General features: G+C 73.3%; 15 protein-coding genes and 5 tRNA genes. 10 read left to right on the forward strand and 10 right to left on the reverse strand.

What is annotated here, in order from left to right:
- Positions 1 to 30 precede the first annotated feature (30 nt).
- From bioD to AB0A90_RS16535, 3 genes are read left to right on the forward strand one after another with little or no spacing between them, the layout of a single operon-like run.
- On the forward strand, positions 31 to 756 hold the full coding sequence (bioD, locus tag AB0A90_RS16525; RefSeq protein WP_357247838.1) for a dethiobiotin synthase: 726 nt from the start codon (positions 31 to 33) through the stop codon (positions 754 to 756).
- Between the two features lie 54 nt (positions 757 to 810).
- The gene (locus tag AB0A90_RS16530; RefSeq protein ID WP_357247841.1) at positions 811 to 2,370 is read left to right on the forward strand and encodes a histidine kinase; all 1,560 of its coding nucleotides are present in this window, start codon (positions 811 to 813) and stop codon (positions 2,368 to 2,370) included.
- Positions 2,370 to 3,047 carry a response regulator transcription factor gene (locus AB0A90_RS16535; protein WP_357247844.1) on the forward strand — a complete coding sequence of 226 codons (678 nt, stop codon included), beginning with the start codon at positions 2,370 to 2,372 and terminating at the stop codon, positions 3,045 to 3,047. The genes AB0A90_RS16530 and AB0A90_RS16535 overlap by 1 nt, the downstream gene beginning before the upstream one ends.
- Before the next feature lie 30 nt (positions 3,048 to 3,077).
- On the opposite strand, the gene AB0A90_RS16540 is transcribed toward AB0A90_RS16535, so the two are convergent.
- The 5 genes from AB0A90_RS16540 to AB0A90_RS16560 form a co-directional block, all read right to left on the reverse strand.
- Entirely contained in the window at positions 3,078 to 3,899 is an 822-nt protein-coding gene (locus tag AB0A90_RS16540; protein ID WP_357247847.1) for an ABC transporter permease subunit, read from the reverse strand.
- Positions 3,896 to 4,828, reverse strand: coding sequence for an ATP-binding cassette domain-containing protein (locus tag AB0A90_RS16545; RefSeq protein ID WP_357247849.1), 933 nt, complete (start codon positions 4,826 to 4,828; stop codon positions 3,896 to 3,898). Before AB0A90_RS16545 ends, AB0A90_RS16540 begins: the two co-directional genes overlap by 4 nt.
- 69 nt (positions 4,829 to 4,897) lie before the next feature.
- On the reverse strand, positions 4,898 to 5,749 hold the full coding sequence (locus tag AB0A90_RS16550) for a polysaccharide deacetylase family protein (RefSeq protein ID WP_357247852.1): 852 nt from the start codon (positions 5,747 to 5,749) through the stop codon (positions 4,898 to 4,900).
- Between the two features lie 35 nt (positions 5,750 to 5,784).
- Complete coding sequence (locus tag AB0A90_RS16555) at positions 5,785 to 6,906, reverse strand: cytochrome P450 (RefSeq protein ID WP_357248065.1); 1,122 nt, start codon at positions 6,904 to 6,906, stop codon at positions 5,785 to 5,787.
- A gap of 66 nt (positions 6,907 to 6,972) precedes the next feature.
- Positions 6,973 to 7,641, reverse strand: coding sequence for a 50S ribosomal protein L11 methyltransferase (locus AB0A90_RS16560; RefSeq protein WP_357247855.1), 669 nt, complete (start codon positions 7,639 to 7,641; stop codon positions 6,973 to 6,975).
- Positions 7,642 to 7,803: 162 nt separating this feature from the next.
- Between AB0A90_RS16560 and AB0A90_RS16565 the strand changes: the two genes are divergently transcribed.
- Positions 7,804 to 8,676 (forward strand): hypothetical protein, encoded by an 873-nt coding sequence (locus AB0A90_RS16565; protein WP_357247858.1) that lies wholly within the window; start codon positions 7,804 to 7,806, stop codon positions 8,674 to 8,676.
- A gap of 46 nt (positions 8,677 to 8,722) precedes the next feature.
- Here the strand turns inward: AB0A90_RS16565 and AB0A90_RS16570 are convergent, their stop codons facing one another.
- The 3 genes from AB0A90_RS16570 to AB0A90_RS16580 all read right to left on the reverse strand — a co-directional run bounded on the left by AB0A90_RS16570 (position 8,723) and on the right by AB0A90_RS16580 (position 13,198).
- Entirely contained in the window at positions 8,723 to 11,653 is a 2,931-nt protein-coding gene (locus AB0A90_RS16570; protein ID WP_357247861.1) for a M36 family metallopeptidase, read from the reverse strand.
- 280 nt (positions 11,654 to 11,933) lie between these two features.
- Positions 11,934 to 12,515 (reverse strand): TIGR03086 family metal-binding protein, encoded by a 582-nt coding sequence (locus tag AB0A90_RS16575; RefSeq protein WP_357247865.1) that lies wholly within the window; start codon positions 12,513 to 12,515, stop codon positions 11,934 to 11,936.
- Between the two features lie 80 nt (positions 12,516 to 12,595).
- On the reverse strand, positions 12,596 to 13,198 hold the full coding sequence (locus tag AB0A90_RS16580; protein ID WP_357247867.1) for a TetR/AcrR family transcriptional regulator: 603 nt from the start codon (positions 13,196 to 13,198) through the stop codon (positions 12,596 to 12,598).
- A gap of 387 nt (positions 13,199 to 13,585) precedes the next feature.
- Between AB0A90_RS16580 and AB0A90_RS16585 the strand changes: the two genes are divergently transcribed.
- From AB0A90_RS16585 to AB0A90_RS16600, 4 genes are all read left to right on the forward strand, one after another.
- A tRNA-Gly gene (locus AB0A90_RS16585) sits at positions 13,586 to 13,658 on the forward strand.
- 34 nt (positions 13,659 to 13,692) lie between these two features.
- Positions 13,693 to 13,763 (forward strand) — tRNA-Cys (locus AB0A90_RS16590).
- A 13-nt stretch (positions 13,764 to 13,776) separates the two neighbouring features.
- Positions 13,777 to 13,851: transfer RNA gene (locus AB0A90_RS16595), tRNA-Val, on the forward strand.
- Between the two features lie 133 nt (positions 13,852 to 13,984).
- On the forward strand, positions 13,985 to 14,875 hold the full coding sequence (locus AB0A90_RS16600; RefSeq protein WP_357247870.1) for a glycosyltransferase family A protein: 891 nt from the start codon (positions 13,985 to 13,987) through the stop codon (positions 14,873 to 14,875).
- Positions 14,876 to 14,907: 32 nt separating this feature from the next.
- Here AB0A90_RS16600 and AB0A90_RS16605 read toward each other — a convergent pair whose 3' ends face one another.
- Both AB0A90_RS16605 and AB0A90_RS16610 read right to left on the reverse strand, forming a co-directional pair.
- Complete coding sequence (locus tag AB0A90_RS16605) at positions 14,908 to 15,642, reverse strand: GNAT family N-acetyltransferase (protein WP_357247873.1); 735 nt, start codon at positions 15,640 to 15,642, stop codon at positions 14,908 to 14,910.
- 157 nt (positions 15,643 to 15,799) lie between these two features.
- Complete coding sequence (locus AB0A90_RS16610; RefSeq protein ID WP_357247876.1) at positions 15,800 to 16,042, reverse strand: DUF6458 family protein; 243 nt, start codon at positions 16,040 to 16,042, stop codon at positions 15,800 to 15,802.
- Positions 16,043 to 16,189: 147 nt separating this feature from the next.
- On the opposite strand from AB0A90_RS16610, the gene AB0A90_RS16615 reads away from it, so the two are divergent.
- Positions 16,190 to 16,262 (forward strand) — tRNA-Gly (locus AB0A90_RS16615).
- A 48-nt stretch (positions 16,263 to 16,310) separates the two neighbouring features.
- Positions 16,311 to 16,385: transfer RNA gene (locus AB0A90_RS16620), tRNA-Val, on the forward strand.
- The last annotated feature ends 69 nt before the right edge of the window (positions 16,386 to 16,454 follow it).

Raw genomic sequence — 16,454 nt, forward strand, 5'->3', positions numbered from 1 at the left:
AGCCCCGCAGTCGCGAGCAGAGGTAGCCCCGTGAGTGGGTGGGAGGGGCCGGTTCTGGTGACCGGGACCGACACCGAGGTCGGCAAGACGGTGGCGACCGCGGCGATCGCGGCCGCGGCGCAGGCCGCCGGGCTGCGGGTGGCGGTGGTCAAACCGGGCCAGACGGGTACGGCGGGCGGTGAACCAGGCGACGTGGACGTGGTGAACCGGCTGGCCGCCCCGCTGACCGGCCGCACCCTGGCCAGTTATCCGGATCCGCTCGCCCCGTTGGCGGCCGCCCGGGTGGCGGACCTGCCGCCGTTGGAGTTGTACGAGGCGGTGGACGCCGTCCGTGCGGAGGCGGACAAACACGACCTGGTGTTGATCGAGGGTGCGGGTGGGTTGCTGGTGCCGATGGGGTTGCGTCCGTCGGGGGAGCTGTGGACGATGGCCGATCTGGCGGTGTCGCTCGGCGCGCCGGCCGTGGTGGTGGCGCGCGCCGGGTTGGGCACGCTCAACCACACCGCGTTGACCCTGGAGGCGCTCGACCGGCGGGCGGTGCCGGCCGGTGTGGTGATCGGGGCCTGGCCGAGCCGGCCGGAGTTGGTGCACTGGACGAACCTCACCGACCTGGTGCCGAATCTGCTCGGCGCGTTGCCCGACGGCGCCGGGGCGATGGACCCGGGGGTGTTCCGGCGTTCCGCGCCGGGCTGGCTCACGCCGGCCCTGCACGGTGTGCTCGACGACTGGCGGGTCTGGGCCGAGGAGAGCGGCTGAGGACCTGACTTTCGTCGGTGTCCGCGCAGGTCGGGCGTGGGTAGCCTGGCCGCCGTGCGGATCCTCGACTTCTCGCTGCCAGGTCCGCTGGATCGGCGGCGTCGCCTGCTGGTGGACGCGTTGCTCTGGGCGGTGGTCGCGGCCCCGGTCGGCTACGCCGGGGTGAGCCCGCCCTACCCGCGGTACGCGCTGCCGCTGCTGGTCGGCAAGTTGCTGCTGCTCGGCGCGGCGGTGGTGGAGAGTCGACGCCGACCGTTGGTCGCCCTGGTGCTGGTGGTGCTCGGGTCGGTCGTCGATGGCAATTTCGTCTTCGCCGTTCCGGTCTTCAGCTATCTCACCGGGCGGCGCAGCGTCTCCGCGCGCCCGGTGGCCGGGGTCTTCGTGTTGATCGCGGCCGGCGGTACGGCGCTCAACCTGGGTCTGCTCGGCACCGGCGAGGCCACCTGGTTCCTGCTGGCCTCGGTGTTGCTCTTCGCCGCGGTGTTCCCCTGGTTGGTGGGCCGGTACCGGCGTCAGCAGCAGGAGTTGGCCGCCGCCGGTCATCGTCACGTGGAGGCGCTGATCCGCGAGGAGCGCGGTGCCGCCGAGCGCATCCGGCTTCGGGAACGGGCCCGGATCGCCGGGGAGATGCACGACTCGTTGGGGCACGACCTCAGCCTGATCGCGTTGCGTGCCGCCGCCCTGGAGGTCGCCGCCGACCTCGACGGGCGGCATCGGGCCGCGGCGGGGGAGTTGCGGGCCAGCGTCTCCGCCGCCACCGAGCGACTTCACGAGATCATCGGGGTGCTCCGCGAGGAGGGTGGCGCGTCGGTGCGTCCGAGTGGGGAGACCGTCGCCGACCTGGTCGACAATGCCCGGGAGGCCGGCCTGGCGGTACGGCTGGAGGCCGGCTCGGCGGTCGCGGAGCTGCCGGCGATGACCGGCCACGCGGCCCATCGGGTGGTCCGTGAGGCGCTGACGAACGCGGCCCGGTACGCGCCGGGCGCCCCGGTCGAGGTGCGCCTCATCCGCGACGGTGAGCGGGTCGAGGTGAGCGTGGTCAACGCTGCTCCGTCGGGTGAGCCGCTGCCCGCCCCGCCGTCGCAGGGCAGCGGGTTGCTCGCCCTCGCCGAGCGGGTCCGCCTCGCCGGTGGGACGCTCGACGCCGGTCCCCGCGCCGACGGCGGGTTCGCCGTGGTGGCGGCGTTGCCGGCGACCGCGCCACCGGTGGAGGCGATCGAGAGCGATCTTGCTGGCGTGTCCGGCGGCTGGCCCGGCCCGGTGGAGCGGCCGGTGGACGCGGAGCGGCGGCTGCACGACGCCCGCCGGCGCGTCCGGCGCAGTCTGCTGGTGGCGCTCCTGGCACCTGCCGGTTTCGCCCTGGTGCTCTCGCTCGTCTACTACCCGGTGGCGACCGCCGGGACGGTGCTGGACCGGGCCACCTTTGACCAGATGCGCGTCGGCACGGCCAGGTCGGAGCTGGAGGGTCTGCCCCGACGGCAGGTGGAGAGCCCCGTCGGCGTCGACCGGGCCGGCTGCGAGTACTACACCGACGGCAACTTTCCCCTCGCCGAGCCGACGTGGCGGCTCTGCTTCACCGACGGCCGGTTGGCCAGCAAGGAGTGGATCGCGTAGTGGACGCCGACAGGGCCGGGGCAGCGCCGGTGCGGGTGGTGCTGGCCGACGACGAGGCGATGATCCGGGCCGGCGTCCGGGCCATCCTCGCCACCGATCCCGGTATCGAGGTGGTCGCCGAGGCCGGTGACGGGCGCGCCGCGGTGGAGCTGGTCCGCGCGCACCGACCTCGGGTCGCGCTGCTGGACATCCGGATGCCGCGGCTGGACGGGTTGGCCGCCGCCGCCGAGATCCGCCGGCTCGTGCCGGAGACCGCGACGATCATGTTGACCACGTTCGGCGAGGACGACCATGTCGCCCGCGCGCTCGGGCACGGTGCCAACGGGTTCCTGCTCAAGGCCGGCGACCCGCGTGAGCTGATCGCCGGTGTGCACGCCGTGGCCGACGGCGGGGCGTACCTGTCGCCGCGGGTGGCCCGCTGGGTGATCGAGCTGGGTGCCGGCCGGTTGGCCCGCCGGCCCGCCGCGCGGGACCGTACGGCCGGGTTGACCGAGCGGGAACGGGAGGTGCTGGCCCTGGTCGGGGCGGGGCTGTCCAACGCCGAGATCGCCCGCCGGCTGCACCTGGTGGAGGGCACCGTGAAGAGTTATCTGACCAGCATCTTCACCCGGCTGGACGTGCGTAACCGGGTGCAGGCGGCGATCCTCGCGTACGAGGCGGGGCTGGTCGACGGCTGAGCGGGGGCCGGGAAGCCCCCGCTCAGGTCGTCAGGCGTCGCGGCGGCGCAGCGCGACCCGGCCCAGCAGCAGTGCGGCACCGGCCCAGCCGGCGAGCAGGAGCAGCCCGACCAGGCTCGGGTACGGCTCGGTGTCGCCGGCCAGGAAGTGCCCGCCGGCCACGCCGGGGAACACGTCGGCGATCCGGTTCAACACCTCGATGTCCGGCTCCTGAAGCGACAGCGGCACGATCATCAGGGTGGCGAGGAGCACGACGATCGTGAGCACCGCGCTGCGCAGTGCGGCGCCGAGGCCCAGCGCGAGCACGCTGATCAGCGCCAGGTAGACCGCCACCGCCACGATGTCGCCGATCGTCTCGGCGGCCGGGGCGCTGCCCCACTCGCCGAGCACCGGCCGGGCCACCAGGGTGCCGACGCCGCCGAGCAGCAACCCGAGCGCGAAGGTGACCGCCCCGGTGACCACGGCCTTGGCCAGCAGCACCCGGCCGCGCGACGGGGTGCACTGGAGCGTGGTCCGGATGGTGCCGCTGGTGAACTCGGCGGTGATCGCGAGCAGGCCCAGCGCCAGTACCACGTACTGGGTCAGCTCGACCGAGTCGATCAGCACGCTGCCGACGGTGACGATCCCCCGGTCGTCGGTCGGGTCGTCGTTGGTGTTGGCGTTCGCGGCGTAGATGGCGAGTTGGCCGGCGCTCGCGGCCATCACCAGCAGCCCGGCCAGCGCCGTCCACCAGGTGCTGCGGACCGAGGAGAGCTTGGTCCACTCGGCGGCCACCGCCCCCCGGAGGGTGGCCGGCGCACCGGTGGTCGGCGTGCTGGCGGGGCGGGTGCCCGTGTCGGTCCGTGCGCTCATCGTTGCCCACCCTCGGTCGGGCCGCCGGCGTACTCGACGCTGTCGGCGGTCAGTTCCATGAACGCCTGCTCCAGGGTCGCGGCCTGCGCGGTCAGCTCGTGCAGTCGTACCCCCAGTTCGTGCGCCAGGTCGCCGACCCGGTCCGCGGTGGTGCCGGTGACGGTCAGCTCGTCGCGGTCGGCCGCCACCACGCTCGCCCCGGTGGCCGTGAGGCGCGCGGCCAGGGCGGCCAGCCCGTCCGGGTGCGGGCTGCGCACCCGGACGGCGACCGTGCTGCCGGCGATTACCTCGCCGATCGGCGCGTCGGCGAGCAGCCGGCCCCGCCCGATCACCACGAGTTGGTCGGCGGTGAGCTGCATCTCGCTCATCAGGTGGCTGGAGACGAAGACGGTCCGACCCTGGTCGGCCAACGAGCGCGTCAGGTGTCGTACCCAGCGCACCCCGTCCGGGTCGAGGCCGTTCACCGGTTCGTCGAACATCAGCACCGGCGGGTCACCGAGCAGCGCGCCGGCGATGCCGAGCCGTTGGCCCATGCCGAGGGAGAGGGTCCGACCCGGTTTGCCGGCGGCCCGCGCGTCCAGCCCGACGGTGTCCAGCACCTCGTCGACCCGGCGGGCGGGGATGCCGTTGCTGCGGGCCATGGCGAGCAGGTGTGCCCGGCCGGAGCGGGCCGGGTGGATGGCGCGGGCGTCGAGCAGCGCGCCCACCTCGTGCAGCGGTCGGCGCAGCTCCCGGTACGCGCGTCCACCGACCAGGGCCTGTCCGGCGGTGGGACGGTCCAGCCCGAGGATCATCCGCATGGTGGTGGACTTGCCGGCGCCGTTGGGGCCGAGAAAGCCGGTGACCCGGCCGGGCGCGACGTCGACGGTCAACGAGTCGACCGCGACGGTCGCCCCGAACCGTTTCGTCAACCCACGTAATGTGATCATGCGCTGACGCTAGGCGTGCGGCCCGCTGCCGCGCCGCGCCCGAACGGCAGCACCCGACCCTGACTTTCGTCAGGTCGTCGGCGCCTCGGTCAGCACGTAGTCCTCCAGCAGCGCCGGCGTGAGCCCAGCCCGGTGGATCGCCTTGAGCGCCGCGAGCAGGTCGTCCATCAGCGCCGGCCGGAAGTGCATCAGCAGCACGTCGCCGGGCCGCACCACCTTCTCCGGGGTCTGGTAGCGCACCTTCCCCTCGTGCACGGTCTCGGTCCAGTGGAAGACCGCCTTCGCGCCGCAGTCGTGCGCGGCCCGCAACGTGGTGGCGTCGTGGTTGCCGAAGGGCGGGCGGAACAGGGTCGCGCGTGTGCCGAAGAGCGTCTCCAGCGTGTCCGCCGCCCCGCAGATCTCCCGCTTCTGGTAGTCGTACGACCGGCCGGACAGCGAGGTGTGCGTGATGGTGTGGTTCTCGACGACCCCGCCCGCCGCCACGATCCGCCGGAAGTAGTCGGTGTGCTCCCGCGCCGCCGGCGAGTTGAGGAACATCGTGACCGGGATGTGCGCCCGCTCGATGAAGTCGGGCACCGCGGGCGGGCGGGCCAGCCCACCGTCGTCGATGGTGATGAAGGCGACCTTCTGGTCGGTCGGCAGTCGGTGCCAGAACTGGGCCGCGCCGGTCGCGGGCAGCGGCACCGGTTGCGGTGGCGGGGCCTCGGGGAAGGTCGGCACCTGGGACACGTACCAGTCCAGACTTCCCGGTGTGGGCTTCACGGTCGGGGACGGCGAGGTCGACGGCGGGGCGGACGGCGTCGGCTGCTTCGCGGTGATCTGCCGGGCGTGGATCGTGCCGCCGGCTGTGCAGGCGCTCAGCGCCAGCAGGGCCAGAACTGGTACGACGGCGAGGATCCGACGTGCGGGGGTCGCTGACACGCCCGGAAACCTACCGAAGCGAGATCAGGATCTCATCAGGCCGGTGCCCCCGCCGAGCGGCGGATGACGAAGGCGTCCGGCATCCGAAAGGTGAGATTGTCCGGGCACCAGGGCGGACGGACCACCGTCACCCCGTCCAGCAGCGGTGCTGCCTCGGCAACCACCACGGCCGCCTCCATCCGGGCCAGCACGTCACCGACGCAGCGGTGGGCGCCCGCACCGAACGACAGGTGGCGACGGGACCCACGCTGGCCCGGCCGGAACTCGTCGGGTGTCTCGACCACCGCCGGGTCGCGGCCGGCGCGAGCCAGCCAGAGCACGAGGCTGCTGCCCGCCGGGACCGCCGTACCGCCGAGTGTGCTGTCCGTCGCCGCCACCCGCCGCCAGGTGACGATCGGCGGCTCCAGCCGCAGCCCCTCCTCCACCACGTCGGCCACCGCGACGTCGCCGGTGCGTAGGCCGGCCCGCACCGCGGGCTCGCCGGCCAGCCGGTGCAGCAGCAGGGTGAGGAACTGCGAGGTGGTCTCCTGCCCGGCGACCAGCAGGAAGAAGAGCGCGCCGACCACCACGTCCGGCGGGTGCCCGGCCGCGCGCAGCTCGCCGGCCAACCCGCCGCCGGTGGCCGCGAAGTCCCGCAGTACGCGGTGGAACCGGCCCACCTCGGCGGCGAGTGCCAGCTGCCGGTCGGTGTCCAGCGGCGCCCAGAACAACTCCAGCGCGGCGCGGGCGAACTCCTTGACCGCGCCGACGGGCGCGTCCGGCAGCTCGACCAGTCGGGCCAGCGTCAGCAGCGGCAGGTCGGCGGCGAGGTCGGCGTACAGGTCGACAGGCGCGCCGGTGTCCAGCCAGGCACCGAGCCGGGCGACCCGGTCCCGGACCAGCGCGGTGAGCCAGGGCCGCTGCGCGGCGACCCGCTCGGGGTGCAACGCCGCCGCGACGATCGCCCGGATCTCCGGATGGCTGGCACCCGAGTTGTTGGCAAGCGTCGGGGGCAGCCGGAACCGGTGCCCGGCGAGCACCCGCAACGCGGTCACCGGCATCGGGGTCACCGCGTCCAGCGCGTTGTCCGGCCGGTAGGTGACCGGGTCGGCGAGCACCTGACGGACCAGCGCGTGTCGGGTGACGACCAGGTGGCGTACGCCGACGTGGTCGCTCACCTCGGCGACGTCCGGCCAGGGTGCCTGGACCGCGGACCCCCAGCTGGAGAACAGCACGTCGACACGCTAGCGGGCGGCTCCCGGCAGCCCGGCGCGCAACTGCCAGACGGTGGTGCGCTTCACCCGTACGCTCTCCAGCGCCTCCGGCACCGGCACGTCGTACGCGGCCAACTTGTCGAAGCGGTCGCGGGGCAGGAACGCCCGGCCGGGGTCACCGACCAGCGCCGGTGCGCCGGCACGCGCGGCGCGCAGCAGGAACCGCAGCACCCGCCGGGCCATCGCGTCGCTGTAGAAGACGTCACCGGCGAGCACCACCTCGGCGTCCCCGGCGTCGGAGTCGAGGATGTCGCCGAACTCGGCGTCGACGCGTACCCCGTTGGCCTCGGCGTTGAGCGCGACGGCCGCCACCGCCAACTCGTCCACCTCGACGGCTCGCACCGCCGCCGCCCCGGCGCGGGCGGCGGCGATGGCCACCAGGCCGGAGCCGGAGGCGAGGTCGAGCACCCGGCGGCCGGCGACCAGCTCCGGGTGGTCGGTCACGTAGCGGGCGAGGGCCTGCCCGCCGGCCCAGGCGAACGCCCAGAACGGCGGCGGCCGGTCGGTGGAGAACTCGCCCTCGGTCAGCTCCCACAGCCCGATCGGCTCGTCGGCCTGGTGCAGTCGCACCTCGGGGACGAAGGGGACCGGGGCCAGCCGGGCGTGCAGCCGGACGAACGTGCTGGAGAGCTCGGACACCAGGCGATTCTCGCGCACCGGCAATGGCGGGTGGCGCGGGGAGGTGGACCGGTACGGGTGAGGGGTTCACCACCCTCGGTGAAATCACCACTCGTCCTTGGCGTCCGCTGCGAAGACACCCCTCTGTCCGGCCCGCCCGTTTCCTCCTAGCGTTTCCCGGGAGTGACGAGAAGAGGCGAGGTGGTGGTGATCGTGTGGCGGTACGCGCTGCGGGTCGGGGCGTTGGTTGCCGGCGTGACGGGGGCGGTGCTGACCCTGGCCGCGCCGGCCCAGGCGGCCTTCGCCACCGAGCTGAGCGGCCTGCCGGCCCGATTCACCGCCGGGGATCAGGTGCGGACGATCTCCGCGGTGGTGTCCCAGACGGACCGGCGCGGCGGATGCGTCAAGGTGCGCTGGTCGATGGTGCTCAGCGTGCAGGGCATCCGACTCGACCAGGTGAAGATGGACCGGGTGGAGGAGACCGGCGACTTCCCGCTGGAGGTCCGGACCGAGGGTGACGTGGCCCGGCTGACCGACCGGCAGCTCGACCCGGGCACGCTCTGCCCGGGCCGCACGGTCACGGCACGCTACCGGGTGGCCTTCGCCGAGGACGTCACCCAGGGGCGGGTCACCCTCGCCGCCGAGGCGTACGACGCCAACGCGCGCCTGCTGGCCCGGCAGACGGCCACCCGCTCGGTGCGGGGCGCGGGCGCCACCCCGACCGGTACGCCGACGCCGAGCGCCACCCCGGCGCGGCCCAGCGAGCCGGCGAGCGCGCCGGCCGAGGAGGACGACACGTCCGTGGTGGAACCGGCGGGCGACTATCCGGCCGACGCGGCCCCACCGGCGGGCCGCCCAGCCTCGCAGTCCGGCGGGTTCGGCGTGGTCCACGCGGCGTTCCTGCTCGGCGGGTTGCTGCTCTTCCTCGGGATGGGCCTGCTGCTGCGGCTGCGGCACCTGACCCGGGCCCCGGCCGACGAGGCCGAGGACCCGCCGGTGGACCGGCGCTGGGAACGGCCGGTCCCCGCCGACCGCTGGCGGCCGGCCCGCCGCTGATCGAGGGACGTGGGGGCCGGCGGGTGGTCCGCCGACCCCCACGGTGTCACCCCGAGAACGCCTGGAACTCGGCGATCCGGACCTGCGTCCGGGCCGGGCTGGCGGTCGCGCAGTCCGTCGTCGTGACCGGGTCGTCGTCCTGCTCGCCCGCGTACCGGGGGCCGCCGGTGCACTGGCTCGCCAGCACCTCCAGTCGCAGGTGGGTGGCGAGCGTGCTGGGCACCGTGAACGTGCGGAGGTTGATGTCCCGGCTGTACGACCGGTACGCCCCGCCGGGGAACGCGTCGCCCGCGCTGGTGTAGATCCGCTGCCAGCGCGCCGGATCCGCGCAGTCGGTGGTCGTCGCGTTGCAGGCGGACACCGCGAACGAGCGCAGCGCGCTGAGCGCGTTCTGACTGCCGGTGTCGGCGTCGCCGGTGATCGCCGGGCGCAGCATCGCGCTGACGTTCACCCGCTTGACCGTCTGCGGGGCGCCGCCGGGCAACGCCACGGTGAGCTGCCGGCCGGCCACCCCGTCCAGGGAGGCCCAGTTCGTCGCCTCGGTGTCGTCGGCGATCCGGTCCAGGTTGACCCCGTCGCCGGTGATCGTCGCCCCGGACGCGGTGGACGCCAGGTTGCGGCTCATCCGCAGGTCCACGAACCCGTCCTGGTCGGCCTTGGCGACCACGCTGAGCCGCTGGTGCCCGAAGCCGGGGGCCACGGCGAGCAGGTCGTACGTGCCGGCCACCATCTCCACGGTGTCCGGGATCGGCGTCGCCGGGTCGGTGTCGGCGATCGGCGTGGCCCGTGCCTCGTACGCCCCGACGTACACCCGGATCGGCGCGTCGGCGCTGTCCCCGCGCGGGCGCAGGGTGAGCGTCGCGTTGCCGCCGCCCGGCGAGGCGAAGCTCGGCGTCGGGTCGGTGTCGCCGGCGCCGTTGGTGGCGGCGTCCCGGCCCATCCCGGAGCGGGCGAACTCGGCCCAGATCAGGTCCTGGTTGGCGCCGCCGAAACGAAGCAGGTCGGCGGTGAGCATGTTGTCGCGCATGTCGAGCATGCTGACCTGGCTGGCGGCCTGGAGCAGGAACGAGTCGAAGACCAACTGCGACCAGCGCCGGTTGCCCGGGCACTTGTCGGCGGCGACCTTCCCCTGTGCGCAGTCGAGCTGCCGCTGGCCGGTGCCGAGGCCGTACCGCTTGACCAGCGCGGCGCGGACCCGGAAGTTGGTGGCGCCCCAGATCTCCCCGTCGGCGTGCACGGCGGGACCGGCGGTGTTGTAGCCGATGTCGGAGTAGTTGAGCGGGCTTCGGCTGAGGTCGTAGTTGCGGATGCCGCTGACCAGGTTGCCGGTGACGTAGCCGCCGGTGACGAAGGGCGTCTCCCCGGGTGCGCGCAGTCCGTTCTGGAAGAGGTACTCGGCGGCGAGCAGGTCGCCCCACGACTCGCCCATCGCGCCGCCCTGGTGGCCGCCGATCCCGCTGTCCGGGCCGGCGATCATCCGGTTGGTGATCGCGTGGGTGTACTCGTGGCCGATCACCGTCATGTCGTAGTCGCCGTCCACACACGGCGGGTACGGGCCACCGGCCTGCGGCTGCCACAGGTACATGTTCGTGGTCGGCGGCTGCCCGTCGCGCCCGGTGCCCTGGTTGGCGTTGTTCCGGTTGCCGGTCAGCGCGCCCTGCTGGGCGCGGCCCTGCTCGGCGTCACCGCCCAGCCCGGCCGGGGTGAGGTTGACCGCCTGGAGGTTCCACGCCGACTCGGTGAAGCCCAACTGGTACGACCAGTCGTGCATCCGGTTGTGCATGGCGAAGAGGTTGGCGATCGACGCGTCGGCGTCGTTGCGCTGGGCGGAGGTGAACACCTCCGGGTTGCACTTCGCCTGGTGCCACTGGTCGGTGAACGGGTACTCGTAGCGGCGCTCCGGGCTGGTGGTGGCCGGGACGATCGGGGTGCCCGCACCCCAGGAGAGCACCGTGTTGGCCGAGTTGCCGCGCGAGGTGAAGGTGGGTGTGCCGGTGGCCGCGTCGATGTCCCACGGTTGGCCGGTGGCCGGGTCGCGGAAGGCGGCCTGGCAGCCGGGCGCTGGGTCGCCGCACCAGCGCACCCGGGGGTCCTGCCCGGGGCCGAGGTCGCGGGGCGGGGTGGCCGGGAAGACCGCCCAGCTCGGGTTGTCGGAGTCGAAGTCGACGAGGTCCTCCCGGACCAGGACCTGCCCGGTGCCACCGTCCACGTAGCTGGTGAACGCGACCGGGTCGTCGGCGTCCGCGCCGATCATGGTCACCTCGTAGGCGGCCCGTGGCCCGTCCAGCGGCGTGGGTACGGCCACCGACCGGATGGTGTGGCTGGCCACCGCGGCGGCGGTCAGCCCGGCGTCGGCGAGCGCGGCGGCGTACGCCTGCTCGGCGGTGCGGGTGGCCGGCGCGGGCGTACCGGTGTGGCGGGCCAGCGAGGAGCTGACCGAGAGCACCGTGCCCTTGGCGACCGCGAGGGTGACGAGACCGTCCGGCCCGGCGGGCAGGTCGCCGAAGCGTTGCCGGAGGGTGACCACGGCGCCGGTGCCGATCGGCCGGACCAGCACCCGTTCCATGCTGGCCACCGCTGCGGGGTCCAGGCCGAACAGGTCGCGGTTGGCCCCCAGGTAGGCGCGGGCGGCGGCTTCCGGGTCGGCGGGCAGGCCGGTGGCGAGCGGTGCGCGGCCGGGGCCGAGGGCCTGCGGGGTGCCGAGTCGGTTCCACCGGACGTCGGGGTCGGCGGCGCGGGCCAGGCCGCGCTGGCGGGCGTCGGGTGCCGCCGTACCGGTGCGGTTGTCGGCGTCGGCGGGCTCGTGCCCCTCGCTGAACGGTCCGGACCGGCGCTCGGCGGTCGCCGCGCCGCCGGTGGGGGCCGCGGTGCTCACGCCGGTGGGGAGCAGCGCGGCGACCGTGGCCGTCGTCGCCAGGACGGCGATGAGCCGGCGTCGACGCCGGCTCATCGGGGGTGACCATTCGGGTAATGGCACGGGACCTCCTCGTGGGAGCGGAAGGGCCGGCGGCCGCCGACCGTCGATGCGCGGTGAGGCATGCGCATCTGTGGATATCAGTCGATCGAGATCGCGGCAAGGTCCCGGGGGGTCCGACGGGCCAACTGATCGAAATAGCTCGACTTCACGAAAGCCGGCCTCTGGTAGAACGCGTCAGGCGGCTGGCACCCTCTGGCGGGCCGCCCGCGGCGTCACGCGCCGCGCGCGCTCAGGCGCTCAACGCTTCAACGCTCGGCGGGCGGTCGGCTTTTCGGGGCGGTCAGTCGCCCGGCGCCCAGTCGGGGTTGCGGCCGAAGGCGGCCAGCAGGTGGTCCTGCTCGTCGGCGTCGTCGGGGACCCGCACCCCGGTCTGGACCAGGTTGTCGCGGCGGTAGTCGTCGATCTGGCCGGCGAACCACCGGGCGGCCACGTGCACCGCATCCGGGTCGAGCCGCGGCTGCGCGCCGATCGCCACCGCCACATCCCAGCCGTGGACGAGATGCTCGGCGAGGAGTTGCTGAAGGTATTCCGCGGCCGGGGTCTCACCACCGGACAGGTGCACGGCGCGGTCGAGCGTGCCCGGATGGGTGGCGGCGATCTCGGCCTGCGCGGCTGCCTCCCGCGCCACCGCGATCGGGTCGTCGCCGAGTTGGTCGCCGTCGAGTCGGTCGCCGACCTCGTCGATGGTCCGGCCGGCGAGCAGCGGGACGCTCCACCGGTCCTCACTCACCACGTGGTTGACAAGCGTGCGTACGTCCCAGTCGGAGCAGGGTGTCGGGTCGGACCACTGGCCGGGTCCGACCTGGTCCACCCGGTCGACGAATTCGGCCAGGCTCCGGCGGTACGCCTCCAGCAGATCCATGCTGCCGATTGTTCCGGTCGGCGGGGCGGGCCGAGCCGTTTTGCCGGGCCTGGTGGGGGCGATTGCGCCGGCTGTCCGGCTCAGTCCAGGTCGCTGAGGTCCAGGCCGAGCTCCCGGGCGGTGACCAGCCGGACCCACTCGCCGAACTGCCGACGGGAGATCACCCGGTCGTGTACGGCGAGTTGGACGGCGAGGCCGTCCATCACCGCGCTGATCCGCCAGGCGGCCCCGTCCGGGTCGGCGCACTGGAAGGTGCCGTCGGCCACCCCGGCGGAGATCACCGCAGCCAGGTCCTGTCGCCAGCGCAGGTCGAGCCGGCGGGACACCTTCTCCAACTCCGGGGTACGCAGCGACTCGGACCAGCCGTCGATCCACATGGACCAGGAGGTTGCCCGGCCGGCCGGCGTGTAGAGCTTGAGGATCCGGCGGAGCTTGGTCAGCGGGGGAGCCGAGGAGCGGGTCACCGTGTCCAGTCGGGCCAGATCCTGCTCGACCGCGTACGCGAAGGCCTGCGCGAGCAAGCGATCCTTGGTGGCGAAGTGGTAGAACACAAGTGCCTGACTCACGCCGGCGGCCTGTGCCACGTCGGCCGTCCGGGTGTTGGCCAGACCGCGCTCCACGATCACGTCACAGGCGGTGCGCAGCAGGGCATCCAGGCGGATCTCGGCCGCACGTCTCGTCACGACCGTTACCGTAGCCCATCCGATTGAACACGAACAGTTACCGCTACGGCCGGATCCGCGATGCGACAGTCGGAAGCCGGACACTTCCTCGGGGTGCGGTCAGTCGTTCCTGTGCGAGCGTTCACCGAGGTCCGCCGCGCGTGGATGATGCACGAAGTGCCTGGTGGGCGACGTGCGGCGCAACGATGGCCATCATCGTCCGCGCGTGCCCGAGCGTGACGGTCGGTGGCGGTCACCGGCACCAGGCCAGCCCCCTAGGAAGCCTGCCCGTGGTGGTCCCGATCCCCACCCGGCAGGGATGGGACGCGCCGAGATGACCCCGAGTTGGCAGTCTCTCACTGGCTCGGCTAAAGTTCTCATCCGTCACCCGGGAACGTCCGGGGGCGTGCGGACGTAGCGCAGCTGGTAGCGCATCACCTTGCCAAGGTGAGGGTCGCGGGTTCGAATCCCGTCGTCCGCTCGGAGCTGCCGCCACGCATGACGGGGGCAACCTCGGTGGGGTGGCCGAGAGGCGAGGCAACGGCCTGCAAAGCCGTGTACGCGGGTTCAAATCCCGTCCCCACCTCGGCAACAAGCACGGGCGATTGGCGCAGTGGGAGCGCGCTTCCTTGACACGGAAGAGGTCACTGGTTCAAACCCAGTATCGCCCACCAGCAGATCAGCGGCTCGTCACCGGAATCCGGTGACGAGCCGCTGCTGTTCAGCCTCCGGGACAGCGCCGGTGCGGCTTCGCATGGCACGCTTCCAGCGCGACGATCCATCGATTCGCAATGGCGGGGGCGGACCATGACCGGGGCGGCTGGACCATCCGACAGCGCCGAAGCGGGTGCGGCCCGCGCACCGAGGGTCTCAATCGTTGTGCCGGTGCACAACGAGGAGGAGACCATCGGGCCGTGCCTCGATGCGGTTCTCCGGCAGACGACGCCGGCAGACGAGATCATCGTGGTGGACAACGCCTCCACGGACGCGACCCGGGCCCGGCTGGCCGACTACACCGATCGGGTCGTGCTGCTCACCGAACCGCGGCTGGGCGTACTGGCCGCCCGCAACCGTGGCCTGACGGCGGCCACCGGCGACGTCATCGGGCGGATCGACGCGGACACCAGGCTGCCTCCGTACTGGGTGGAGGCGGTCCGCCGAGTCTTCGCGGACGACACCGTCGCGGCGGTGACCGGTCCGGTGACCTACTACGACATCCGCTTTCCGGCGGCCCTCAACGCGGTGGACCGGACGCTGCGCCGGGCGTGGACACTGCCGAGCCGGCAGCGGCTCGACTGGCTGTTCGGCGCGAACATGGCGGTCCGGGCTCGGGCCTGGCACGCCATCCGGCCCGACCTCTGCGACGACCTCCGCTACCACGAGGACCTCGACCTCGGCATCCACCTGCGGCGGGCCGGCCACCGGGTGGTCTTCGCCGCCGGGCTCCGGGCCGGCACCTCGGCGCGCCGTTTCCGGAACGACCCGGCCGACTTCTGGGCGTACCTGCGGATGATCGACGCCTCCTACGCCAGCCACTCGGGGCGGGCAGGTAGCGCCAGTTACTGGCGGGCCTGGCTGACCAGCCGGCTGATCATGCTCTGCTACCTGCCGTTCCGGGCGCTGCACCGAACCCACCCGGCCTACACCGCCGCCGCCCCGCCCCGGAAGAACCCGATGGCGGCGGAGCCGTCGCCCTAGCCCCGACTGGCCCGGCCGGGCGTGCTGGGTTCCTAGAAGGTGAGGATGCGGAACTCGCCCACCGGCCGGAAGCCGAGGCGGCGGTAGACCGGCTCGCCGATCGGCGACGAGGTGAGGGCGGCGGCGCGGGCGCCTCGCTCGCTGGCCAGGTCGAGCGCTGCCCTGGTCAGGGCGGCGCCGATGCCCCGGCGGCGGTGCTCGGGCTGCGTACCCACGAAGTAGAGCGTGACCAGTCCGTGGCTGAGCCAGGCGACGGCCGTTCCGACCACCTGGCCGTCGTCCAGGCGACCGGCCAGTCGGAGCACCGTGCCGTCGCCGGTGAACGCCTTCTCCCGCTCGATCGTCGCGGCCACCCCACCCGCCGCAATCCCGGACACCCGGGCGTACGCCGGGACGAACGTGTCCAGGTCGGTGGTCTCGGTGATGCGCAGGCCGGCGGGTGTCGCGACCTCGGCTGCCGCGTCGATCGCCACGGTCATGATCGGCAGGCGGGCCATCTCGGCCGCGCCGAGGGAGAGCAGACCGTCGGCGGTTCCGGCGTCGCTGTCCGGGCCGACCCACCAGACCCGGGGTACGCCGTGCAGGCGCTGCCGGGCCTCGACGAGCGCGTCCCGCGGTGTACGTCCGGCCACGCGCAGCACGCCGTTGAGGGTCGCGTGCGGCACCTCGCTGCGGTACGTCGGGAGGTCCGGCCCTCCGGCCACGCCGATGTTCCAGCCGAGCAGGTACGCCCGGTGCGCGGCCAGCACCGTGTCGAGAGACTCCACGATCCGGATGTTAACGCGGCCTCCGCAGCGCTTCACCTGCGGAAATGGCTTGATTCAACGGGTGTGACCGGCGGCACGCCGGCTGCTCACCTCGAGGCCGCCGGCACGTCCGGCATCGCGCGGTCGCTGGCTGCGCCGGCGGCGACGTGTGGTCGGGTCACATGGGCGGGGCGATGTCCCGACGCTCCTCGACCCGCGCGTACTCCACCGGCTGCTCGGTGGTGGTGACCACCTGACGGCGGCGACCCAGGATCAGCGCGGTCATGATCAGGCCGAGGACACCGGCGCCCATCAGGATCCAGCCGACCACGTCGAGGTTGATGCCGCCGACGCTGGCGTCGAGCGCGAAGGTGAGGATCGCGCCGAGCGCGATCAGAAAGATGCTGGTGCCGATACCCATGACAGCCTCCTTAGGGGGATGTGGTGTGCTGTCGAGCCCCTCAGTACCCCGGCGCGGACCAGCGCAACCGTCACCGTCCAGGGTGCCGTGCCAAGCGATCTTGGCATCGGGTAGAGTTCACCTGTCGCCGGCGGTTGTCGGGGACGTGCGGACGTAGCGCAGCTGGTAGCGCATCACCTTGCCAAGGTGAGGGTCGCGGGTTCGAATCCCGTCGTCCGCTCGTGATTCGCCCCGACGGGGGCTGACCGCCTGTTCCGGCGGTCACCACGGGCGATTGGCGCAGTGGGAGCGCGCTTCCTTGACACGGAAGAGGTCACTGGTTCAAACCCAGTATCGCCCACCATCCACACCGGCAGATCAGGTGGTCCGTTCACCCGGACCGCGGGGGTCGCCGTTCCTGCTCGGCCTGAGG

It is taken from the genome of Micromonospora sp. NPDC049204, from assembly GCF_040647935.1.
Classification (GTDB): Bacteria; Actinomycetota; Actinomycetes; order Mycobacteriales; family Micromonosporaceae; genus Micromonospora.

Coding starts and splice junctions, on each gene's coding strand:
- AB0A90_RS16545 (WP_357247849.1), bottom strand. CDS start 4,828: ATGATCACATTACGTGGGTTGACGAAACGGTTCGGGGCGACCGTCGCG.
- AB0A90_RS16575 (WP_357247865.1), bottom strand. CDS start 12,515: ATGGATCTGCTGGAGGCGTACCGCCGGAGCCTGGCCGAATTCGTCGAC.
- AB0A90_RS16540 (WP_357247847.1), bottom strand. CDS start 3,899: ATGAGCGCACGGACCGACACGGGCACCCGCCCCGCCAGCACGCCGACC.
- AB0A90_RS16610 (WP_357247876.1), bottom strand. CDS start 16,042: ATGGGTATCGGCACCAGCATCTTTCTGATCGCGCTCGGCGCGATCCTC.
- AB0A90_RS16600 (WP_357247870.1), top strand. CDS start 13,985: ATGACCGGGGCGGCTGGACCATCCGACAGCGCCGAAGCGGGTGCGGCC.